This window comes from Methylophaga sp. OBS1 (genome assembly GCF_026319365.1).
The window spans coordinates 528,287-551,536 of the sequence record NZ_JAPDMS010000001.1 but is presented as its reverse complement, the minus strand read 5'-3'; the positions used below and the strand labels follow the sequence as shown (position 1 = coordinate 551,536).

Sequence of the window (23,250 nt, the reverse complement as noted above, 5' to 3'; positions counted from 1 at the left end):
AGTTGCTTGAAATCAGGGCGATACCCTGTGTAGTGAATAACTAAAGAATGGCCTGAGCCATCACTACCGAGAGAGCGCACCTGTGAGCATACAAAAGAAATTCCTCATCGCCCTGGCTTCGTGCATGCTGTTATTGGCCATGCTGACGGTTGCCGGCTTAACTTATTCAGAAAATCAATCCCTGCATAAACGCCTTTCCGCCCAGTCACAACAACTCACTAATTCCACGGCGAACATGCTGAATGTGATCAACAACCTGATGCTGGATCAGGTGAATAGCAGCATGCGTTCTACCCTGGAGATGATTCGCAGCAAAGGCCGTATTTCACAATCAGGTTCGATCACTGTCAACGGCAATAGCGTCACGGATATCAGCTTTGGGGGTGAGCCGCAGGCTTTGAACTATGCGCTGGTGGATAAGGTGACTCAGCTTAACGGTGGCACTGCAACGATTTTCAGTAAACATAATGATGATTTCGTCCGGGTCAGTACCAACGTTCAGAAAGAAGGAAAGCGTGCAGTCGGCACCATCCTTGATCCCAATGGATTGGCCATCAAACAGATCCGACAGGGCGACGCTTTTTATGGTGTGGTGGACATCCTGGGAGAGCCTTATTTTACGGGTTATGAGCCCCTGAAAAATGCCCTGGGGAAAGTCATCGGCATTGCTTATGTCGGTTACAAGGTCAACATGGAGGAAGTCAATGCGGTGATTGCTTCCGGGCGACTGCTGGATCAGGGATTTATCGCTCTGGTAGATGGTAACAATCAAATCCGCCAACATGCTGCGCACCAGACTGAGGCGCTTATCCGTTCAGTGATCGACAACCCGGGATCAGGCTGGCGTGTCGATCGGCAATCCTTCACACCATGGGGCTATGAGATTGTCGTCGCCTATTCAGAAGAAGACATTACCGGCTTGCTGTGGCAAAAAGCCCTGATGTATTTCGTGGTGGCATCCGTACTGGGGTTTTCCGTGGTCGCGCTGGTTTATCTGCTACTACAGCGTGTCGTGATCAGCCGGCTGAGTCAGACCACGAAAGCACTGGTTTCTATTACCGAGGGCGAGGGCGATCTGACACAAAGGTTTAATTCCAGCAGCGAAGATGAATTTGGTCTGATGGCGAAGGGTTTTGACAGTCTGCTAGAGCGTGTCAGGAAAACCATCGTCGCAGTAGAGGAGAAGTCCAGGGAACTGGTCAATTCTGCTGAGTCGCTCAATAAAATTGCTCAGGACGCAGACAGAATCAGTAAAGAGCAGGCCGAGGAAACTGAGCAAGCGGCGACAGCGGTCAATGAGATGAGTGCCACTGCACAGAGCGTTGCAGAGAGTACAATGTCCGGGGAGCAGGCCTCTAACCAGGTACAACAACAGGCATCTGAAGCCTCAACATTCCTGAAGGAGATGGCCGGTTCGCTGAAATCCCAGGCGGATGAAATCAAAGCGTCAGAACAAACCCTGTTATCACTTAAAAAAGCCAGTTCGGACATTGGACAGGTATCCGAGGTGATTCATAGTATCGCTGAGCAGACGAATCTACTGTCACTGAATGCGGCCATTGAGGCGGCAAGAGCCGGTGAATCAGGGCGCGGTTTTTCGGTGGTAGCGGATGAAGTCAGATCCCTGGCCGGTAAAACACAAAGCTCCACCGGGGAAATTGAAAGACTGATTCAGCGCTTGCATGAGGACGTGGACAAAGTGTCACAGACCATGCTGATGCAGATTGAGCATGCGAATCACAATGTACAATCCAGCGAGACAGCCATAGCCGCTATAGAGGGTGTTTTATCGGCTGCAGATAGGATACACGGACTGAACAGTGAAATAGCCAGTGCTGCCGAGCAGCAAAGCGCAGTCTCTGAGGAGGTCAGCCGCAATGTCACGAGCATTAAGGAGCATGCGCGCGAGAGTGCTGATTATGCAGCAGAAACATCAAAAGCCAGCCAGAAGCTGCAAAGTATGGCACTGGCAATCAGTGACATGATGTCTCAATATAAAACCTGATAATGTCACAATCAGTGCACGTAAAAAAAGCCCTCGAATGAGGGCTTTTTCAGGCTGACGGAAAGCTAGGGCTTGTAACCGAACAGTTGCTGGCGCTTGATTTTATCAGCCACCACATCCGGCACCAGACGCTCCCATCCCGGCTTATTATCAGTGATCATCTTCAGCACTTCAGGAGAGAAGATATCCAGATATTCTTCGTTGAATTCCTGAATCTGTTCAATCTCATCATTTTGTTTCAGGTATTGATACAAATGTTTCTGCTGCTCAGTAACCTGCAGATTATCGACTTTATACAGTGTTTTCGTCGCAGCATCTTTGTAGGGGTAGATATAGAGCTTGACGTTGTTTTTGAACAACCGACCGAAGCCTTCCAGAATCCCGCCTTTCAGGTCACTGTAGTACTTGTCTTCGAACAGTTCGATCAGGCTGTGTGCCCCCATCGTTATCCCAATCCGGCGCTTGGTGTAGCGGGACAGGTAAGTTGCGAGGCGATAATATTCCGGATAGTCAGAAATCATGACCGTGTGGCCGGTGGCTTCCAGCACATCGGCCCGGCTGATGAAGTCTTCCAGGTCAATGCCGTCATCACCACTATGCAGGTTATGCATGGTGATTTCCATGATAGAGATGGTTTCATCCGGCGCCGAATCATCCTCTGCTTCGAACTGTTTCCGGGCCGCATTGAGCATATCAATATTGACATGGGTCACCGGACGGAAGCGGCCACGCTCGACCAGTACATTTTTCTTACGCAGGTGTTCGGAAGGCTGCAGCACTTTACCGTCAGCCGAGAACATCGCGGCATCACTCAGCCCCAGTTGAACCAGTCTTAAACTCACCACACGATTGTCGACGTGCAGGAAGGCATCGCCGCTGAGATCAATCATGTCGACTTCAATACGATCCGTAGTCAGATTATCCAGCAATGACTTGACCAGCAGATCCGGGTTATGACTGAGGTGAAAAGCGCCATAGATCAGGTTCACCCCAATAATGCCCAGTGCTTCCTGTTGCAGCGCGTTTTCATTATCCAGCATGCGCACATGAATGACGATATCGCTGGGCGCTGCCTCTGGTTCAGTCTGAAAACGGATACCCAGCCAGCCGTGACACTCATTGGTGCCATGATAGTTGCGGGCGGATACGGTATCAGCAAAAGCAAAAAAGGCCGTGTTTTCTCCGCGCTGTTCGCTGAGGCGCTCAATATTCAGTTTATACTCGAGATCAAGCATGTCTTCCAGCCGCTCTCTGCAGACATAGCGCGGGGCTTTGCCGTAGATGTCATCGCTGACTTTCATGTCATAGGCGGAAATACTTTTGGCAATCGTGCCGGCGGCGCCACCGACCCGGAAAAACCAACGTACCACTTCCTGTCCAGCACCGATTTCGGCAAATGAACCATAGCGAATTTCATCCAGATTAACGGCAAGTGCTTTTGCACCCGGGGAGAGCGATTTATTCTGTTCCATAGGGCCTCATTTCAGTTGCGATCCAGTTATCAAGTGTAACGCCTTAGTGGAGTGACTATAACAGGGCCGAGCCAACCGCAAAAAAAGCGGGCCCTTTCACTGGAATAAATACGCATTGTTTGTCACGCTATCCTGTGATCGGAATGCATAAAATCAGGGAGAGAATATGGCCATTAAATTATCTGCCGGACCCTTGCTTGGCATTGAGTCCAATCAGCTTTACACCGTTTGCTTCTTATCTGACAAGTCGGTGACTACAGCGACCGTCAGTTTTAATAACCAGTCGGTTGAAGCACAGCGACAGGCCGAAACGCCCAAAGGTTTTTTCTGGCGCGCTGAAGTCGAGCTGCCGCCCCGAGAGGCAAATTATCTTGTTGGCTACACCATCAGCTTAAACGAAACCCGGGCAACGGATATTCACCAGCGTGATCGCTGGACTTTCTATGTACCTGCCGCCGCTGAAAAGCCGCGCTTTGCCTACACCTCCTGCAATGGCTTTTCCAGTGCCGATATCCTGACCAAAACTGAGAAACCTTATGCACTCTGGGAACAGATGCAGCGCCAGCATTACCAGCGCCCTTTTTCATTGCTGATGATGGGAGGAGACCAGCTCTACGCTGATGAAATCTGGTCTGTGGTTCCTGAGCTGCAGAAATGGTCCATGCTCGACAAAGCCGACAAAATCACGCGTAAGTTCAATACCACAATGCGTGATCAAGTTGAACGCTTTTACGAGAAACTATACTGCGAGCGCTGGACCAACCCCGCTATGGCACTGATGCTGGCTTCAATCCCCAGTGTGATGATGTGGGACGACCACGATATCTTTGATGGTTGGGGCAGCTTCCCGGAACCGATGCAAAACTGTGAGGTTTACCAGGGGATATACAGTATTGCCAGGCGCTACTTTGAATTGTTTCAGATCCGCTCAAATGCTAATCAGAGTCTGCTGGATAACAGCGCCAATCATTATGCCTTTGGCTTCTCTTTCCGCAACTATCATCTGCTGGCGCTGGATAACCGGGCTGAACGTACACGGGAACAGGTAATGAGTAATGAGCAGTGGCAGGCCGTTAATGATCATCTTGATAGTCAAATCAATGCGGGCGATCTCCTGGTACTGTCTGCAGTGCCTGTCGTTTATCGAGACTTTTCATTGACTGAGTCCAGCTTTGACGTCACGCCCTGGGAGGAGGAGCTCACGGATGATCTCAAAGATCACTGGCGCGCCAAAGAGCATCAGGGCGAGCGGGCGAGGTTGATTATGCGCCTGCTGAATAATGCTGAAAAACGGGCTGATAACAAACAGCACAGAACCGTCATTCTCTCAGGCGACGTGCATTTGGGTTGCCTTGGCATCATCAACGACGCTCGCAAAACAGCCAGGCCAATAAAAATCCATCAGGTAGTGTCATCGGGTGTTGTGCACAGCTCTCCCAGCCGGATTGCCTGGCTGGGTATTATGGCGGTGACTAACGATGATGATGAGTTTCTGAACGAAGACAGAACGATTAAAATCTCCATGCTAAAGCCGTTCAGCTCAGATAAATATATTCGGGCCAGAAATTATGTCACGCTGGAAGCAGGGACAGACGAGAAACTCTGGGTAAACTGGATTTGTGAAAGCAAAACAAACAAGCCCAGTTATCCGCTGGTCTAGTTATTCAATCGCTTTAGCAGGAGCTCGGCTCAGGTGCGGGGTAGCGCTGTAAGTAATAGTCGTGTTATCAGCGCCGGGATTAAACTGCATGGAGGCGGGTAATGCTTAAGTTCGCCGATGCCGTCATCGCGTCTTCACACAATCTTATTGAGGCTAGTTTATCCTACATCTGATTAATTGATGTACAACCTTAAAGTTTAAGAGTGTAAGGTCGCTAAATATACTTAAGTAGTACACAATGTTTTCGCATAATCTCAGGTAACGTCAGGGACGACTGTTGCACATTGAGGTACAACACACCATCAGGACCCTGAATGAACTGGCTCGACGCGTTTTTTATTGCCCCGCAAGAACAACAGAATTATATAACAGGGTCTTACAATTACACCTTAGTTGTACTGTCAGTGATAGTTGCCGCGGTTGCATCGTTTATCGCTCTGCATTTTGCGTCTATGGCGCAAAGCCTGCTTGTCGAACGACAGCGACATATCGCCGTGATTGCGGGTGCCTGCATCATGGCCGCTGGTGTCTGGAGTATGCACTTTGTCGGAATGCTGGCCCACGACATCGGTGGGCATGTGGGCTACGACCTGACACTGACATTTTTGTCAGTCATCCCCAGTCTGATAGCGACTTACATCACGCTTAAAATACTGATGAAAGCCAGGCTGACGTTCTGGCAATTAGTTTACAGCAGCCTGTTTGTGGGTGCTGGTATCGGCATGATGCATTACACAGGCATGGAGGCGATGGAAATGGAGGCCAAGCTCCAGTATGTGCCGGCCTGGTTTTTCGCTTCCATTGTCGTCGCCATTGTGCTTGCCTTTGTCGCCTTGTCAGTTCGCTATTATCTTTCTCAGTTCTCCCAGAACTTATCTGCAAACCTGATCAATGCGATCAGTGCGATTATCATGGGCATTGCCATTTCTGGTATGCATTACACCGGTATGGCTGGCGCCAGGTTTAGTGATATTGATGTGACGGTTATTCATCAGGCAATGAATCAGGAACACCAGCAATTATCCTACATTGTTGCTTTCACAACCTTAATCATCTCAGCCCTGGCTGCAACCATCGCTTCACAGCTACGTTACCGTCAGCTACTGGTTGAGAAAACCAGTAATGAGCGTCGTCTGCAAACAATGATGAACACGGCCGTTGACGGTATTTTTACTATAGACAGTAACGGCATTATTCAGGACTTCAATCAATCTGCCACTGACATTTTCGGCTGGCAGCCTTCAGACATCATCGGTCAGTCATTTTTCCGACTCGTTCCTGACGAGGCGATAGAAGAGTTCCGGGGCTATTTACTCAATTTTCAGAAAACCGGGCAGACGCAGATAAGTGGACAGGCAAGAGAGGTGTTTGCCAAGCATAAAGATGGACATATCTTTCCGGTACGGCTTGGGCTTGGACATATCCAGTTAAAAGAACAGGGCTCCATGTTTGTGAGTTTTGTGACTGATATTTCTGAACGCTGGGAAATGCAGGAAAAGCTCAGGAAAAGCGAAGAGCAATACAGCTCACTGATCAAAAATATTCCCGGCGCCAGTTTTCGTTGTCTTCTGGATGAGCATTGGACCGCCGTGCTGGTCAGTGACGCCATATTTGATTTATGCGGCTGGCATCCGGAAGACTTTTATGAAGGCAGGATTCATTTTTCCGACCTGATTCATCCTGATGATGTTGAGAAAACGGATCAGGCAGTGGCGCAAGCACTTGAGAGCAAATCTAATTACACCGTTGAGTTTCGCTGGAAGCACAGGAATGGAGACTATATCTGGGTACTGGAGAATGGCTCTGTCATCTGGAAGGATGACAAACCATTATGGATAGATGGTTTGATTCTCGATATCAGCGAGAGAGTGCAAATGGAGCACAATCTCATCGAGGCCAAGGAAGCAGCAGAGCTGTCAGCGGAGAGTAAGGCGAGATTCCTGGCCAACATGAGTCATGAGATTCGCACACCGATGAATGCCATTATCGGTTTCACAGATATTCTGAATGACGCCGACAGCTTGTCGGTGGAAGACAAAAAACACCTCAAAACGATCAGCCAATCAGCCCGCTCTTTGATGCACTTGCTCAATGATGTGCTGGACAGTGCCAAGCTGGAGAAAGATAAATTAGAACTGGATGAGTCGGCTTTTCACCTGACACGCCTGGTCGATTCGGTGGTCTCTACACTGTGGCTGCAAGCCAAAAATAAAGGCTTATATCTTAATTTTGAGATTCCCAGCGATATTCATCCAAGCTATATCGGCGATGAAAGTCGTCTGCGCCAGGTATTGATCAACCTGGTCGGTAATGCCATTAAATTTACGGAAAAAGGCGGGGTTAAACTCAGTGTGTCGAGCAACCCGCAACAACAACTGTGCTTCGTGATAGAAGACACCGGTATCGGTATGGATGCGACTACCCTGGCGCAGGTGTTTGAACCATTTTCTCAGGCTGATGCTTCCATGAGTCGCCGTTTCGGTGGAACCGGTTTGGGAACGACCATATCGAAACAACTCGTCGAACTGATGGGCGGCGAGTTGTATGCAAAAAGCGAGTTGGGTGTTGGCAGTGTTTTCTACTTTGAACTGCCTTTGCAGAAAACCGACGTGGTGATCGAGCCCGTCTCAGAAGGAAAACCGCTCTCATTGCCACCTCAGACAGTGCTCATTGCCGATGACATTGAACAAAATCTAACCTTACTGACACTATTACTGGAGCGCCAACATCATAAAACGGTTCAGGCAGAAAATGGTGAACATGCTTTGGCATTATTCAAAGACATTCGACCGGATATTGTGCTGATGGACCTGCAAATGCCGGTGATGGATGGGTTTACCGCGACAAAACTGATTCGGGATTATGAAGCTGAAAATGATTTGAGTCCAACGCCTGTTGTGGCCTTGACTGCAAGTGTGCTGTCAGAGGACAAAATGGAAGCGAAACGTGCCGGCATGAATGGCTTTGCTCATAAACCGGTGGATATACATGCTTTGACCCGGGAAATGGCCAGAGTGCTGGGAATCAGCATTGCTGATGATGACATTGAACCCGAGACCTTGGTGGATGACCATAGTGGTCAAATCAACCTTCAGCAGGGACTTGATTTGTGGGGGAGTCACGTCACCTACGTTGAGGAGTTAAGCCGGTTTTTAAACCAGCATGCTGACCTGCCTGCGCATCTGCTGAATCTGGCTGCAGCATCCGACTTTGCAGCCTTAAAGGCCGATTCGCATCGGCTCAAAGGCTTGTCTGGTAATCTGGGACTCACTGCAATTTATCAGATCTCGATCAGTCTGGAGCAACAGGCGGGGAATAGCGATAGTGAGCAATGCAGCGAAGAGATAAAAGCGCTGCAGGAGGCGATGTCGGCATTAGCGCTGGAAGTGAAAGCGTTAGCTGAACTGCATCAATTGGAGCAAAAAAACAGCCGCCAGAGTCAGACACTGACTGAATCGGACACACTCGATTTGGTAGAACAGCTCTCAGCCTTGACGGGGTTGGGTGAAATGGATGAGTCCATGGTAGATAAACTGGTCAATGGCATTAAAGCGGATCTCCACAGTCTGGCGCAGGGCGTACAAAATGCCCTGGATGAATTCGACTTTGTAACAGCACAACATCATCTTGATAGCATCAAGCAGCAACTGACGAAGGGTTAAGTCATGACACTAAGAAATGCATCCTCGCCGAAAATCCTGATTGTTGATGATGAGCCGGCCAATTTAAGAGTGCTGAGACAGGTTTTGCAGCATGACTACAGACTCTCTTTTGCACGCTCAGGACAGGCAGCGCTGGAGCTCGTTGCTAAGGAACGCCCGGATCTGATTCTTCTCGACATCATGATGCCCGAAATGACCGGTCTTGAGGTTTGTAAACGACTCAAAGCTGACCCGGAATACAGTCATATTCCCATTATCTTTGTGACCGCATTGCAGGATTCGGTTGATGAGGCTCAGGGGTTTGAGATTGGTGCTGTAGATTACATCGTTAAGCCAGTGGTGCCCTCAACAGTACTTGCCAGGGTCAAAACACACATATCTCTGGTTCGTGCGGAAGCGCTTCATGAGACACAGATTGATTTGATTCAGCGACTGGGGCGAGCCGCTGAATATAAAGACAATGAGACAGGGCTGCATGTGCAGCGTATGAGTCACTACTCAAAAATTATTGCCATGGCTTACGGCTTTGACAAGACAGCAGCTGATGAGCTGATGATGGCAGCACCAATGCATGATATCGGCAAGATTGGTATTCCCGATCGGATATTGCTCAAACCCGGTAAATTGAGCGATGAAGAATATGCGGAAATGAAAAAACACGCCGAGATCGGTGCCGAGATCCTGGCTAACTCACATTCGAGGCTGATTCAATTGGCACATTCAGTGGCGCTCAGCCACCATGAAAAATGGGACGGCTCCGGTTATCCCCGCGGTCTTAAAGGCGAAGACATACCCATTGAAGGCAGAATCGTGGCGATTGCCGATGTATTTGACGCACTCACCAGTGAAAGACCCTATAAAAAAGCCTGGTCAGTAGAAGATGCGCTCGAATTCATCAAGTCGCAGTCTGGTAAACATTTCGATCCGGCGTTGCCCCCCTTAATTGAGCAAGAATTACCGGAGATACTGGCAATCAAGGCGCAATTGTCAGAGCAGGGCGTAGCAACTGAAAAGTTTGCCGAGACCGCGGCGACAGAAGCATAGCCTTTATCTGGTTTATGTCCGAGCTCTTTGCTGGCTCATTGATCTATAACGTTTCAGTTTAACAACATCTCAGCAAACCAAGGACATCCACTGAAATTTGTCCAGGATGGGGGCTACTCTTGATTAGATTGACGCCAGGTCTCGTTGAATGTGTTGTCAGGTGTCAGTAATTTTAATGGCACGGAACATCGCACATTGACGGAAGACGTTAATATCCGGTTCGACATTCATATTGCGCGACACCCGCAATACCAGTCTTAGCAGCATCTTCATATCTCTTGGGCTGATTTCCTGAAACGTGGCAAGTAACTGGGCCAATAATGCCCTGGATAAGTCAAACTCATATTGCTGTGCGAATACCTGCCAGATGCGGGCGGCATTTTCCGGGGTCGGGATTTGATATTCTATAATCGCAGCACATCGAGAGATGATGGCTTCGTCAATATCGGAAGGTCGGTTGGTCGTCATAAACAGCAAGCCGCTGAAATATTCCATTGTTCGTAAGAATTCCGCGACGATCGCATTCTGTTCAATGTTATTACCGCGGGTCACAATGAATACATCGGCTTCGTCCAGCAGCAGCACGCAGTTCCAGCGCTCAGCACGGGCAAAAATGACACGAAGATTGGCTTCGATATCTTTGGCATTGGTGCCTAGGGATCCGGAGTGCAGCAGGTACAAAGGCCGCTGAATCAGTTCCGAATAAATCTCTGCTGTCAGGGTTTTACCGACACCGGGCACGCCTTTACAGAGAATCACATTGCCGGCCGTTTTTCCCTCAATAATATCGCCACTAAAGATATCGACATTGCTGGTGAGTACATCCAGCAGATCATGATGTGTTTTAGGCAGAATTAGTTTGTCTTTTAGTGATAGGTCATAGTGGTAACGTGTCAGGTAATCAGCGTGGATCCAGACGAAACCCTGTGTTTTAAGATTAAACACCCGGAGTAACGGCCATTCGGGCATCGCCAGTACATTATCCTCGCCCTCGACCAGACAGGATTCTCTTAACTGTGAATAGGTTTTGACATCACTGGCCGCCATATCATGAATGACTTTGGTATCGATGGGTGTGCCATCGGAATTAGCCTGGGTTTTGTCGGTGTAGATCGAGCCGCTGGCAATAAACTGCTCGGAAAACTGGTCTTTTATTTCCCGGCAATAGCGGGCATAACTCGCTTCATAGTCGGCTTTCAGTGCATCTGTTTCTTTATAAACCTGTTTCAGCGCCAAAGCTTCATTGATACGTTTTCTGTTGACATCACCGGGGCTGAAGGCGATGTAGTCATGCTCGAAGCCGAAATAGCCTTTCTTGAGGTTGGGCGAAAGGTGACAGACATGCATCAGCAGGGATTCTTCCGCATGGGCGGTGGCCGGTTTGTAACTGAAATCGGTTACCAGGGCCGGGTAAAGTTTGCCGTCGGCCTTTTTTAGATAGACCCAGCCATCAATCAGTTTATGTTTGAGATAAGCTTCCAGTGTGGAGGAAAAGGCTTTGAAATTGGGGAGGGGGGAATCAAATTCACCATCACGCGCCATCAGGATAGCTTCGATAGCACGCGATGATTTCACATCGTCCAGTGATTTAGCGACCTCAGCCATATTCTGCAATGCGGCAAGCGATAATTGCCGGGGCTCAATTTCCATTTCCGTGGTTTTGATATAACCACGCTGGTCAGCTTCTTCCCGCATCACTCTCTCACGGTATGGCGCGAGTTCGGGATGTTGCGTTGCTTTGATGAAGTCGTGAGAAACAATAAATGACACTTGTCTGACCTGTATTGAAAGAAAAAAAGACCGGGGCAGCGCAGCTTAGTTCATACGGCAGCGTTTTTATCGCGCATAGCCTGACCGAATAAGGTCATCTCACGCGATATCAGGCTAGGTTTTAGCACGGCTTCTATCAGTGACGCTGTGACTCCCTTTCACAATGATGCCACAGCTTAAGATGTCGATAATAAAGATCCTGTCATCATCCTGACACAGAAAGGATGCTATCAGTGAAATAGGTTAAAGATTTCCAGAAATCCGCCGCTTAACTACATGGAACCACACTATTTTAAGGCGTTCAAAGCATGAATCTTCACAGCATACGCATCAAAACTTCGCTGCCCGTCCTGGCNATGGNCATCACCCTCATCGTTGTCATCGTTCTGTTCACACTGATGCTCAGAATGCAAAGCCAGGCTATTGAGAGTTTAAGTACGCAATTTATGCCTGCCAACGCGACGATACTCAATGCCGACAGGGACCTCTACCAAGCCAAGCTCGCTGCTAGTGATGTCTGGCATGGTGAGGGAGATATGGAACAGGCACGGGCTGACTTTGCTGAAAATGCGGCCCAGGTCGCAGAGCGTTATGTCGAATTCAGCCAGTTTATGTCGGACTATCCGGAAGTGCTGGGCGATAAACAGGCCTTCAATAACGCCTACGAGCTGTGGCTGGAAGAGGCTAACAAGCTGGTGAGTATGGGAAAAAATTCGATTGGCGTGAACCGGCAAGCCGAATTGGAAGCGGAAGCTTTTACCACATTACGTGACTTGCTGGATAAATCCGGTGAAGCCCTGTTAGTCAAGTTTGAAGCGCTGGATCAGGCGGTGCGTGCAGACATCAAAAAAATGTTGCTGATTACTATCTCGGTGGTCTTATTGGTGCTGGCGGTGTCCTTGTTCTTCAGCTATATCATCCCCAAGAGACTCACTGATGATTTGAATAAACTGATTGGACGCGTCAACGAGATAGCAACGGGGGATGGTGATCTGACGGCAAGAATCGAGAGTGATTCACGCGATGAATTTGGTCAACTGGCAGGTGCATTCAATCAGTTCGTGGGTAACCTGCAGGAACTGGTCAAAAATATTCTTGAGCAGGTCAACGGCCTCACAGGCCTTACCTCGAAGTTATCTGCCTCATCTGAGCAGACAAAATCTATTAACGAAAACCTTAATCTTTCCACTGAATCTATCGTCAGTGCCGTACATGAAATGTCACTGGCGAACAAAGAAATGGCAGAAGTCGCCACGAATTCGGCATCTGAAGCCGATCAAACAGCAGGTTTTGCTTCACGTGGTATGGAAGTTGTTAAACGGGCAGATGAACGTATCAATGCGCTTAGTCAGGATATGGAGCGGGTACTGGGCTGTTCAAACATACTGCAGCAGAATGCCGAGAATATCGTTTCTGTCCTGGATGTCATTCGCAGTGTGGCTGAACAAACGAATCTGTTGGCGCTGAATGCCGCGATTGAGGCAGCCCGTGCCGGTGAACATGGTCGCGGTTTTGCCGTGGTCGCTGACGAGGTTCGCTCGCTGGCCAATAGGACACAGCAGAGCACGGATGATATCAATGAGATCATTGGACAACTGCAACAGGCCGTGTCGGAATCTTCCACGGCAATCAACCAGGGTAAAGTTAACGCCGATGAAACCGCAGAGTCTTTCGATGAAGCCAGAGAAGTGTTCAGAAGTATCCAACACTCATCGGAGCGTGTAAACGACATGGCAACGCAAACCGCTTCAGCAACTGAAGAGCAAACGGCGGTTGGCGATGAAATCAGTAAAAATCTGCACGGCCTCAACCAACAGACAGAGTCGGCCAGAGAAGTCGCAGAAACCGGTGATCTGCTGTCACAAGAAATCCGAGATTTCTCAGGTGCCATGGCTAAATTGATGGGGCGTTTCAAAGTATAACGGCTTCGCCAAAGCGCAGTCTTTCCCCCGAGCATAATCTTTCGAAACAGGTTAAGCCAGAGGTAATTCAAAAGTCCTGTTAGCGCTTCGAATAAACCTATTATCATGAGTCAGGTGGAGCCGAGAGCACTCTGGAGTGGCTTGCATACGAAGCCAAAAGTACTTTCCTTCCTTTTCAGTTAGATCACTGAAAATCTGATGCTGATTGTCACTAAGAATTGACACAAAATTGACAATACTTATGAGAGGCTAACGTGTTATTTAGATGTAAAAACGATGTTCAATAAAATAAGTCGCACAAAACAGAAAAACAAAGATAGAAACATCGATATATCAGAACAACAAAAGGTCGATACCAGACAATCTTTGCTGGCTCTCAACGAATACATCCCCCTTATTGAATTTTCTACTGATGGAAATATCATTTCAGCGAACGAGTTGTTCCTTGAATTGATGCAATACAGCTTAGATGAGCTCAGAGGTGTGCACCATCGTGTTTTCTGCACAGATGATTATTCTTCATCAACAGAGTATGAATCCTTTTGGACAGATTTAGCGCTTGGAGAAGCTAAGAAAGGCGTATTTCACCGTATTACTAAAACAGGTTCCGATGTCTGGCTTGATGCGACCTACTTTCCAGTAAAAAATGATGATGGCGAGGTCTATAAAATCATCAAGATTGCTAATGATGTCACAGAGGAGCATGAACAACTCAAACACCAGAGTGCCTTGGTTGATGCGCTCAAGCGCTCTCTTGCCTTTATTGAGTTTGATCATACCGGTCGGATTATCGACGCAAATCATAATTTCTGTACTGTTGTTGGATACAATTTCGATGAAATTCGTGGACAAGAACACCGTATTTTTTGTCCGGACGAGTTTATCGAAGACTATGAGAGTTTCTGGCGAAGTCTGGCTGCTGGCGAGTTTAAATCAGGCTTATTCAAACGATTGGATAAATACGGTCAGACTATCTGGCTTGAAGCCACATATAACCCGGTGGTGAATAGCGATGGTAGTGTTGAGGTCGTGGTGAAGTTTGCCAGTGATGTAACCGAGCGTATCAATCAGAGGAACGAGCTAACCAAGACAACAGAGCTGGCTTATCAAACTGCACAAAACACATTGGATGTGGGGGAGGAAGGTATTCTTCAACTCGATACTGCTTCGAAAACCGCGATAAATATATCTAACACAGTAGATAAAGCTGCTCAGGTGATGAATGAGTTAGCTCAGCAGTCTCAACAAATTTCAGAGATAGTCACTACGATTTCTCAGATTGCTTCACAAACTAACCTGCTCTCACTGAATGCGGCAATAGAAGCGGCGAGGGCAGGAGAGAGCGGCAAGGGGTTTGCGGTGGTCGCTGACGAGGTCAGAAAGCTTGCCTCCAATACTTCAGATGCTACAGTAGAAATCAGCGAAATTGTGCAAAAAAACAGTCAATTGACTGAGAAGTCATCTGAATACATGGAAGCAATCCATGATCTGGTGGAAGGATGTAATGAGCAACTTTCGCACACACAAAATACACTGACTAGTATAAAAAAAGGCTCAGATGAAATTGTCAGTGCAGTGTCTAACATTATAAAAAGGCAACAATATTAACTAACTGCTGAACTTCACTGACCAGTCTGGGGTTGGTAAATTTATGAACAGCACTTACCTTGGTTTGTAATGAACTGTAAAACCACAAAAAACTACATCAAACTAACAAGACCGTTTCAAGCAAGTTTTGGGTTAACGTTAATCGAGTTGATGACGGTTGTTGCCATCGTAGGTGTGATTGCGATGATAGCGGTTCCCAGCTATGAAAAGTATCGTCGTGATGTCAACAATCAGATTGCCGTGGGGTACTTACAAACTATACGAGGCAGTATTGAAAGATACTTTGTAGAAACAAATCGTTTCCCTGCTGGACTGGCGGATTTGGGAAATCTGCCTAATAATGGTGAAGACCCATGGGGGAATCAATTTGTTTACCTGAATATCGCAAATGCAGGTCCCGGGGTAATGGGGCAGGTTAGAAAAGACAGAAAGCTAAACCCCATCAATACTGAATATGACCTTTACAGTATGGGAGAAGATGGGGTGACTAAAAAACAGATTTCCAACAAAGACAGCCTCGATGACGTTATCCTGGCACGCGACGGTCAGTTCATCGGACTGGCCCGAGATTTTTAGCTTTCATGCTCACTCGGTCGCTCTTTACCCAGAACTCTGTTGCTAAACGCCTACTATGGGCTTTTGTACTTGCGGCCGTGATTCCTGTTTCGCTTCTCGGGATACTTTCATTTCATCAAGTCACAGAGGAGCTTGAGCAGAGTGCCTTTTCTGACTTGAGACAAAGCAGTAAAGAATATGCGTTGGGTTTGATAGCCAGAATTCAACTGGCCGAGACAGCATTACGTGTCCTACAAAGCAAAGTCAGTGCTTTACATAATGAGGGCCAAATCATTGATCCATACAGCACTGACAATACCTCAGAACTTTTCAGTCATATAGTTCACTACAGCAATGATATGGAGTGGTTTGTCAAAGGGCAGCCGACTCTCTTGCCCAGTCTCAATGCCCAAGACAAGGCTGTCTTGAACAGCGATGAGGTTGTTATCACAACCACTGATCAAAAAAATGGTACCGTCTCAATATGGGTCATTGTACCTCTTTCAGCGTCTCAAGACGGCTACCTGATGGGACGTTTTTTTCACGACTCAATATGGGAGAGGGAGCTACTAGGTGTGAATGAGTTGATGGTTTATGGGAAAAATGGTGAACTCTGGTTTACCACATTAGACGACACTCAACTCTCAGATCAAGTTGAGCAGCATATCCTGGAGCAGGTCAGTGGTTCTTTCAGGTGGTCAACTGCAGAAACACATCGGGAAGCTTACTTTGGTAGTTTCTGGCATGCTCCACTACGCAATATGTTTCACTCTCCTGAACCGGTAATTGTTTTACTCAAACCTGAAAAAGTGGCGCTATCAGCCAGTAGATACTTCAAGTCCATATATCCTCCCATCGTTGGTTTGGTCATTCTGATTATTCTCTATTTGATCACCAAGCTTATTACCCGCTATTTATCACCTCTAACAGAATTGCAGGTCGCAACAGAAAAGCTATCTCAGGGTGACTTTTCGTATGAGGTTGAAGTCGCAAGCCGAGATGAATTTTATTCTTTAGCCAATTCATTCAACAAAATGACTGATCAGCTTCGAAAGCAGTTTGAAGTTCAGGCGACCATGGCTGAAATTGACAGGCAGATTCTGTCTGCACGTGATGCCAACGAGGTGATAGAGGCGGCACTGGACAGACTGCTTCCTATTTTGAATGCCAGTATGATGGCAATCGCCACGCTTGAACCAAAGTCGCCGAAATTAGAAAAGCTGCATTACCGTATTTCCAGTAAGCCTATTGAAACTGTCGATAACCCCAGCGTTCTGTCTGATGAAGACTTGGAAAAATTAAAAGCACTGGGTGGACATTATGTAACTCTGTCTGCAGAAGAACTTCCACCATACTCCTACATCAGGAAGGTAATGAAATCCAAACCTTATTATTATCTGGTTATTCCTGTTGTAGTTGAACAAACACTGTCGGCGATAGTTGGGTTTGCATATCGTGACATGACCTCAATCAACGAAGAAGTAAAAAAAGTCGCCAGAAATTTTGGCGATAGGATAGCAGTCGCACTATCCAATGCTGCATGGGAAGACAAACTCTATAAACAAGCACACTATGACAGTCTTACAGGATTACCAAACAGAAGGGTTCTTCATGAAGGTCTAGGGCAGGTCATCGCTCGGGCACGTCGTGACAATTCGATTTTCGCCCTGTTTTTCATAGATTTGGACCGCTTCAAAAATATCAATGACTCATTGGGCCATGCCATGGGTGATAACTTGCTCATTGAGGTGGCGAAACGGTTGGTTGATAGCTCACGAACGACAGATCTTGTGGTCAGAATCAGTGGTGATGAGTTCGTTATCGTACTCACGGATACCGGGGACCAACATCACGCACTTCAAGACCTGGCAGCCGTTGCCGAAAAATTGCTAGCGGCTTTGTCTGAGCCTTTTTTCATTAATGATCAGATTCTCCATATCACAGCCAGTATCGGGATCGCGGTTTATCCGGATGATGCTGAGACTCCTGAAAGTATGTTGGAAAATGCAGATGCTGCAATGTATCACGCAAAAGCATCGGGCAGAGGGACTTTCAACTTTTATCAAGCTGAAATGACCTTGCTTGCTATCGAGAATATGGAGCTCGAACGGGCACTAAGAAATGCCATAAAAAATCATGAGTTGAGACTTTATCTTCAACCTAAATATGATGTCAATCAAGATGTAGTAGGCGCTGAGGCGCTGATAAGGTGGGAGCATTCAGAGCTCGGCTTGATTTCACCGGCTAAATTTATTCCAATAGCAGAACAGACACTGTTGGTAATAGATATTGGCTGTTGGGTGTTTGAACAGTGCTGTCTATTAATCAATCACTTAGTTGAAACAGGACTGCCCGTTGTTCCTATTGCTGTCAACCTGTCTGCTATTGAGTTTAATAGGGAAGACTTGATTACTAATCTTTCTCAAATTTTGGACAGAACCCAGACTGATCCCCACTATCTTGAATTAGAATTGACAGAGACAGTTGCTATTACAGATAAGGAAACCTGTATCCGACGCATGAAAGACATTCGGGAGTTAGGTTTGGATTTAACCATGGATGATTTCGGTACAGGATTCTCATCACTGTCTTATCTGCAAGATTTTCCACTAAATACGCTAAAAATCGATCAACAGTTTGTTCGTAATATAGAACAGGGACGAAAAAGCCAAGCTATCATCAAATCGATTATCGCTTTAGCACAAGGTCTTGAAATGCAAGTGATAGCTGAAGGCGTGGAAACGCCGGAACAATTAGATTTCTTGCTCAACAATGGTTGCAGGCTGTTTCAGGGCTTTTGGTTCAGCAGACCGATACCGGAAAAAGACTTTCTCGAATTACTAAAACAAGAAACACTGGATCTTTCATCTTTTGTATGAACCTTCTTAACTGTTAGATTTCTAACTTGCTGGCTCTTTTATTCTCAGCCGTACGGTTCCTTAACAAGGAGAATATATGCAAATCCAGGTAAATACGGATCACAATATCCATGGTGCAGTAGAACTGGCCGATTCAATTCGTGAAGAGTTACAGCGTAGCCTGAAGCGTTTTGATGAACATCTCACTCGGGTCGAGGTGCACATTAGCGATAAAAACAGCGATAAACGCGGCGGCGGTGATGATATCCGTTGTCTGATTGAAGCCAGACTGGAAAAACATCAACCCAATGTGGTCAGTCACGATGGGGCCAATGTCAAACAAGCCCTCACCGGCGCTGAAGACAAGCTGGTGCGTCAGTTGGATAAGATTATCGAGCGCCAGCGTAACCACTAGAACTTCACCAACACTACGAGGGGCAAGCGATGTGCTGCCCCTCAACTTCATCTGTTTCAACACCATACTGAACTCGCCAGAACCACATTCCGGGACAATCGGCTGTGGTCAGACGAGTTTGGCCCAATCTTAAAGCGTGGCTCAGCCACGCTTGTTTGTTTCTTATTCCACAGGAGGTTTATTTATGTCCAGCCCTGAGCATAAGAAAAAAATCTGGGAAATGATTAAAGACATCAAAGTTGGCATGTTAGTGACTCTGGACGAGGAAATGCCTCGTGCCAGGCCCATGCATCTTGTTCAGGGTGAGTATGATGGCACGCTCTGGTTTTATACCCGTCGCAGTGCCGAGAAAGTCTCGGAAACTGACAAGGACCATGATGTCTGCCTGACCTTTTCCGACCAGGAAGAGGGTGTTTACGTCTCGCTCTCAGGTAAAGCGAAACTGATTGATAATCAGGAACTGGTCGATAAGTACTGGAATCCTTTTATCGCCGCGTGGTTCCCCGAAGGCAAGGACGATCCTGAAGTCGCCTTGCTGGAAGTCAAGGTAGAAATGGGCGAACACTGGAAAGCGAAGGAAAGCAAAGCTTTTCAGCTCTATGAGTTTGCCAAAGCCAATATCAAAAACACCACGCCCGATATTGGCGAAAATGAAAAGTTTGGCGGTTAACACCATGTATCAATTTGCTGAACAGGGCATACGCTGCCACCGTTGAGAGATAATCGGGCAGGAGAATCCTGCCCGATTTTTTATGCATCGACGTCACGCAAAAAAGCCCAAACGGTGTCGCATTCCACCCAGTCCTATAAAACAACGATCAGATATAAAAAAGCCGGCAGCAAGGCCGGATTTTACAGTCAAAGGTTTAGTTTAGGAAAAAGCACAGCTTCCCTGCCGTGCGATCAATCGCTTATTCAGGGCTAAGGCGATAGATAGCACCTTCACCCATGACTGTATACAGGTCACCTTCAGGTCCCTGTGCGATGGCCCGGAAGCGACCCGGTTCCATCGGCAAAGTCATCTCGGTGACATCAACGAGCTTACCGTCATCGGAGACTTTAAGTAGATCGATACGGTTGCCTACCGGGGTACCACCGAAGCCAATCCCCATGAAACCGACGGCAAGGCGTCCTTCCCAGGCACCCCATTGATCACCTGTCAGGAAATCAGCAGTGCTGATACCTTGAGACAGCTGATTGTTCTGCCACAGCGGTTTAATCGCATTCGGATAGGTTTCAATATCCGTGATGGGCATGTACTCAGCACGTTTATCCGGGTCCATACCTTCTTTCTGGTTAGGCATGTAACCGCAGTAGTCATCCGGGCAGTCGCCACGACCCGCCATGTTAGGCTTCGGGTCCCAGCCACTGTTGCCACCGGCGACCAGCATATTCACCTCATCCGAGTGCCATGGGCCATGTTCAGTGACTACGGGCTGGCCGGTTTCCGGATGGAATGTCAGGCCCTGAACATTCCGATGACCATAGGTGTATATTCTGGGATCGTATTTGTCAGACAGGCCATTATCGGGTGCAGGGTTACCGTTGCGGTCAATCCGCAGCACTTTGCCGCCCAGGGATTGCGGGTCCTGTGGGATACGGCTGTTGTGGTTATCACCCGTGGGCACATAAAGAAAGGTATCGTTCGGACCGAAGCCAATTCGACCCCCGTTATGCGCACCGGCTTCACCGAAAGGGTGATCCGTCGGTTTTGGCTTGAAGGGTATAGCTTCAACAATATCGGTGCGATCCGATACTTTGGTGAAGTCTTTATTCAGTTTCAGGCGCAGCACCCGGTTGGTTGCTGGTGGCGTTTTGTCAGAGGCCGAATAGACATAGATGTAACGGTTATCCTCAAAATTCGGGTCGATTGCAACGCCGTTCATACCGGCCTGACCCTGACAGAAAAGATCTGTTTCCGTCGTGGCATAGTCTTTCGTGTCTTTCATACCCAACAGATGGTTCACTGACCCGTCAGGCATTCTGACTGACAGACCACGACATTTTTCGGTATATAACATCGTGCCGTCATCGAAAAAGGTGATATCCCAAGGGTTTTCAAGACCGGAAATCACCTCGGTCTGGCTGAGTTCGGACGCACCAGTATTTGCTGTGACCATGGCAGGTAAGCCAGCCAGAATGGCCGAGGCCACCATAATATTCGTCGTTCGTTTCGTAAGTTTGTGAGACATGTTCGCTTCTCCTTTGTTGGTGAGATGCTGTATGTACTCCACACACTGTCAAATGTGAGATTACAGAAAGGATCCGTTCTTTCTTTGTTGACCCTTACTGAAGCTGACGTCAAAACCCTGCAGATTGTTCCTTGCAGATTGGTACTAGCGGCGGCAGAAAACCGGATTGAACGAGAGTGGCTGGCAAACAAAAAAAACGTTCACCCAGGAGATGGGTGAACGGAGAAGCATGTGAATTACTTTCTTGGATCATCATCCGGGTTGATATAGGAAATATCCCATGGGCCTGTAGCAATGAGTTCGACTATCGTCTCTTCCTCATTTGTCCAGACATAATGAGCATGACCTGCGGGTAAGACAAAACTGTCTCCGACATTCAGAATCTCGCCTGATGCTTTATCAAATTTTTCACCCATGCCATTACCCAGACTGCCTTTCAGCACGGTAATCACCTCGGTGAAAGGATGTGTATGTGCCGGGATAGGGTAGTTCGCAGGGAATTTAAGCCAGGCAATAAAGACGCCGGGTTTAGATGGATCGCCCACTATCAGGGCGCTTTTAGCCCCATCCGGTAGTAAAGCTTCATCATTCCAGACGATTTCCTCTGCACGGAAAGACTGCATTTCATCTGCAGTCATCCGCTCGATCCTATCCTGGGCATAAAGCGGGGCGCTCAGTAACAGCAGAAGGGGAATTAATAGTCGTTTCATTGTCTTTCTCCAGTATGTTTTTATCTCGTCAGCGACTGCTTCGGATTGAACCAATCATTGCAGAAGCGAATGACACGGTAACTGGAGAAAAACATGAGATAGTCTGCGGAAAATGCTGATTGTGAGTCAGTATTTTTCTATGCATGTCTGTAACAGATGTACGTTGAAATCTGTAATGACAAAGGCTAATACAGTTCGCCAAACTGTTCCAGATAAGTGAGATAAACCCGCACATCAAACTCCAGCTGGTGATAGTTCGGTTCCATATGCGTGCAGAGCTTATAGAAAGCCTTGTTATGGTCTTTCTCTCTCAAATGCGCCAATTCATGCACCACAATCATGTTCAGAAATTCGGGTGGAGCGGTTTTAAATACTGAACCGATTCGCATTTCATTTTTGGCTTTGAGTTTGCTGCCCTGAACCCGTGAGACATAGGTGTGTAAACCCAGCGCCTGATGCAGCACATCCAGCTTGTCGTCATAGATCACTTTACTTAAAGGGCTGGATTGACGCAGGTACTGGTGCTTTAAATCTATCACATAGGCATACAGGGCTTTATTGGTTTTGATGTCGTGGGTATGCGGGTATTTCTTTAACAGAAACTGGCCGAGCGTTTCAGCAGCAATCGCTGATCTGACTTGATTTAGAACTTGTTCCGGGTAGCCTGTTAAATACTTTAATTGCATGTGTGAAATGGCTTTGCAGCCAGTGAGATGACAGAGTCATCAGACTATACCGCAGCGATAATATCGTCGCCGGATTTTTGTCATATCACTTTCGATACGCTTATGGCATGATAGCCATTCTAGCTCACTTTCCGTGAGCCACTTCCTTATCTAACTGTTTACACTTGCCAACCTCGGCGGGTGAAAGTACGCGTTGGAGTTACGCATTATGAAAGCATTACAACCCGAAATCGTTCTATCAGAACTGGATGTGAAACGTATTGAACGGATTCTGTCCACGCTGTCATCGACTGAACTTGAAAAACTGATGACACTGGAAGACGAACTGGAAAGAGGCCATGTCGTTGAACCTGCCGCCGTCCCCGGCAATGTCGTGACGATGAACTCCACGGTGAAGTTTAGTGTGTCATCATCACAGCAAACATTTTGTCTGACGTTGGTTTATCCCAAGGATATGACCGACGACGGAAAAACCATCTCTATTCTCGCTCCGGCGGGCAGCGCCATGCTGGGTTTGCTGGAAGGCGATGAAATTGAGTGGCCGACACCGGATGGCAAAGCCATGAAAGTGAAAGTGGAAGAGATCCTTTATCAGCCGGAAAGAGCCGGGGAATTCCATCTCTGAGCGAGACAGTCTAGACACAAAAAGCCGACGCAAAGTCGGCTTTTTTAATCGATTGAGCTCGATATC

The 23,250-nt window shown here is 47.5% G+C and carries 15 protein-coding genes and 1 pseudogene; 11 read left to right on the top strand and 5 right to left on the bottom strand.

Annotation, left to right across the window (positions count from 1 at the left end; genetic code table 11):
* Nucleotides 1-82: 82 nt before the first annotated feature.
* Nucleotides 83-2,005 carry a Cache 3/Cache 2 fusion domain-containing protein gene (locus OMQ46_RS02640; protein ID WP_266235610.1) on the top strand — a complete coding sequence of 641 codons (1,923 nt, stop codon included), beginning with the start codon at nt 83-85 and terminating at the stop codon, nt 2,003-2,005.
* A gap of 65 nt (nt 2,006-2,070) precedes the next feature.
* Here OMQ46_RS02640 and OMQ46_RS02635 read toward each other — a convergent pair whose 3' ends face one another.
* Nucleotides 2,071-3,477 carry a TonB-dependent receptor gene (locus OMQ46_RS02635; protein ID WP_266235609.1) on the bottom strand — a complete coding sequence of 469 codons (1,407 nt, stop codon included), beginning with the start codon at nt 3,475-3,477 and terminating at the stop codon, nt 2,071-2,073.
* Between the two features lie 166 nt (nt 3,478-3,643).
* On the opposite strand from OMQ46_RS02635, the gene OMQ46_RS02630 reads away from it, so the two are divergent.
* The 3 genes from OMQ46_RS02630 (at nt 3,644) to OMQ46_RS02620 (ending at nt 9,843) form a co-directional block, all read left to right on the top strand.
* A complete protein-coding gene (locus OMQ46_RS02630; RefSeq protein ID WP_266235607.1) occupies nt 3,644-5,137 on the top strand; it encodes an alkaline phosphatase D family protein in 1,494 nt (497 codons plus the stop codon).
* Nucleotides 5,138-5,451: 314 nt separating this feature from the next.
* Complete coding sequence (locus OMQ46_RS02625) at nt 5,452-8,799, top strand: PAS domain S-box protein (protein ID WP_266235604.1); 3,348 nt, start codon at nt 5,452-5,454, stop codon at nt 8,797-8,799.
* A gap of 3 nt (nt 8,800-8,802) precedes the next feature.
* Entirely contained in the window at nt 8,803-9,843 is a 1,041-nt protein-coding gene (locus tag OMQ46_RS02620; protein WP_266235603.1) for a response regulator, read from the top strand.
* Between the two features lie 156 nt (nt 9,844-9,999).
* Here OMQ46_RS02620 and OMQ46_RS02615 read toward each other — a convergent pair whose 3' ends face one another.
* Complete coding sequence (locus OMQ46_RS02615) at nt 10,000-11,613, bottom strand: AAA family ATPase (protein WP_266235601.1); 1,614 nt, start codon at nt 11,611-11,613, stop codon at nt 10,000-10,002.
* A gap of 308 nt (nt 11,614-11,921) precedes the next feature.
* On the opposite strand from OMQ46_RS02615, the gene OMQ46_RS02610 reads away from it, so the two are divergent.
* The 6 genes and pseudogenes from OMQ46_RS02610 to OMQ46_RS02585 all read left to right on the top strand — a co-directional run bounded on the left by OMQ46_RS02610 (nt 11,922) and on the right by OMQ46_RS02585 (nt 19,641).
* Nucleotides 11,922-13,535 carry a methyl-accepting chemotaxis protein gene (locus OMQ46_RS02610; RefSeq protein WP_266235599.1) on the top strand — a complete coding sequence of 538 codons (1,614 nt, stop codon included), beginning with the start codon at nt 11,922-11,924 and terminating at the stop codon, nt 13,533-13,535.
* A 396-nt stretch (nt 13,536-13,931) separates the two neighbouring features.
* Nucleotides 13,932-15,065 (top strand): annotated as a pseudogene (locus OMQ46_RS02605) (methyl-accepting chemotaxis protein); the annotation flags it as partial.
* A 147-nt stretch (nt 15,066-15,212) separates the two neighbouring features.
* On the top strand, nt 15,213-15,719 hold the full coding sequence (locus OMQ46_RS02600) for a prepilin-type N-terminal cleavage/methylation domain-containing protein (RefSeq protein WP_266235596.1): 507 nt from the start codon (nt 15,213-15,215) through the stop codon (nt 15,717-15,719).
* 5 nt (nt 15,720-15,724) lie between these two features.
* Nucleotides 15,725-18,577, top strand: a complete 2,853-nt coding sequence (locus OMQ46_RS02595) for an EAL domain-containing protein (protein WP_266235594.1) — start codon at nt 15,725-15,727, stop codon at nt 18,575-18,577.
* A 76-nt stretch (nt 18,578-18,653) separates the two neighbouring features.
* Nucleotides 18,654-18,971, top strand: a complete 318-nt coding sequence (locus OMQ46_RS02590; RefSeq protein WP_266235593.1) for an HPF/RaiA family ribosome-associated protein — start codon at nt 18,654-18,656, stop codon at nt 18,969-18,971.
* Between the two features lie 184 nt (nt 18,972-19,155).
* A complete protein-coding gene (locus OMQ46_RS02585; protein WP_266235592.1) occupies nt 19,156-19,641 on the top strand; it encodes a pyridoxamine 5'-phosphate oxidase family protein in 486 nt (161 codons plus the stop codon).
* 241 nt (nt 19,642-19,882) lie between these two features.
* Here the strand turns inward: OMQ46_RS02585 and OMQ46_RS02580 are convergent, their stop codons facing one another.
* The 3 genes from OMQ46_RS02580 to OMQ46_RS02570 all read right to left on the bottom strand — a co-directional run bounded on the left by OMQ46_RS02580 (nt 19,883) and on the right by OMQ46_RS02570 (nt 22,559).
* A complete protein-coding gene (locus OMQ46_RS02580; protein WP_266235590.1) occupies nt 19,883-21,163 on the bottom strand; it encodes a PQQ-dependent sugar dehydrogenase in 1,281 nt (426 codons plus the stop codon).
* Between the two features lie 236 nt (nt 21,164-21,399).
* Nucleotides 21,400-21,873 (bottom strand): cupin domain-containing protein, encoded by a 474-nt coding sequence (locus tag OMQ46_RS02575; protein WP_266235588.1) that lies wholly within the window; start codon nt 21,871-21,873, stop codon nt 21,400-21,402.
* Nucleotides 21,874-22,058: 185 nt separating this feature from the next.
* Nucleotides 22,059-22,559: a YgjP-like metallopeptidase domain-containing protein gene (locus OMQ46_RS02570; protein WP_266235586.1), complete on the bottom strand. Its 501-nt coding sequence runs from the start codon at nt 22,557-22,559 to the stop codon at nt 22,059-22,061.
* A gap of 208 nt (nt 22,560-22,767) precedes the next feature.
* Here OMQ46_RS02570 and rnk point away from each other — a divergent pair, with 208 nt between their 5' ends.
* Entirely contained in the window at nt 22,768-23,184 is a 417-nt protein-coding gene (gene rnk, locus OMQ46_RS02565) for a nucleoside diphosphate kinase regulator (RefSeq protein WP_266235585.1), read from the top strand.
* The last annotated feature ends 66 nt before the right edge of the window (nt 23,185-23,250 follow it).

Coding starts and splice junctions, on each gene's coding strand:
- OMQ46_RS02635 (WP_266235609.1), bottom strand. CDS start 3,477: ATGGAACAGAATAAATCGCTCTCCCCGGGTGCAAAAGCACTTGCCGTT.
- OMQ46_RS02600 (WP_266235596.1), top strand. CDS start 15,213: ATGAACTGTAAAACCACAAAAAACTACATCAAACTAACAAGACCGTTT.
- OMQ46_RS02630 (WP_266235607.1), top strand. CDS start 3,644: ATGGCCATTAAATTATCTGCCGGACCCTTGCTTGGCATTGAGTCCAAT.
- OMQ46_RS02595 (WP_266235594.1), top strand. CDS start 15,725: ATGCTCACTCGGTCGCTCTTTACCCAGAACTCTGTTGCTAAACGCCTA.
- OMQ46_RS02585 (WP_266235592.1), top strand. CDS start 19,156: ATGTCCAGCCCTGAGCATAAGAAAAAAATCTGGGAAATGATTAAAGAC.
- OMQ46_RS02575 (WP_266235588.1), bottom strand. CDS start 21,873: ATGAAACGACTATTAATTCCCCTTCTGCTGTTACTGAGCGCCCCGCTT.
- OMQ46_RS02570 (WP_266235586.1), bottom strand. CDS start 22,559: ATGCAATTAAAGTATTTAACAGGCTACCCGGAACAAGTTCTAAATCAA.
- OMQ46_RS02625 (WP_266235604.1), top strand. CDS start 5,452: ATGAACTGGCTCGACGCGTTTTTTATTGCCCCGCAAGAACAACAGAAT.
- OMQ46_RS02620 (WP_266235603.1), top strand. CDS start 8,803: ATGACACTAAGAAATGCATCCTCGCCGAAAATCCTGATTGTTGATGAT.
- OMQ46_RS02580 (WP_266235590.1), bottom strand. CDS start 21,163: ATGTCTCACAAACTTACGAAACGAACGACGAATATTATGGTGGCCTCG.
- rnk (WP_266235585.1), top strand. CDS start 22,768: ATGAAAGCATTACAACCCGAAATCGTTCTATCAGAACTGGATGTGAAA.
- OMQ46_RS02590 (WP_266235593.1), top strand. CDS start 18,654: ATGCAAATCCAGGTAAATACGGATCACAATATCCATGGTGCAGTAGAA.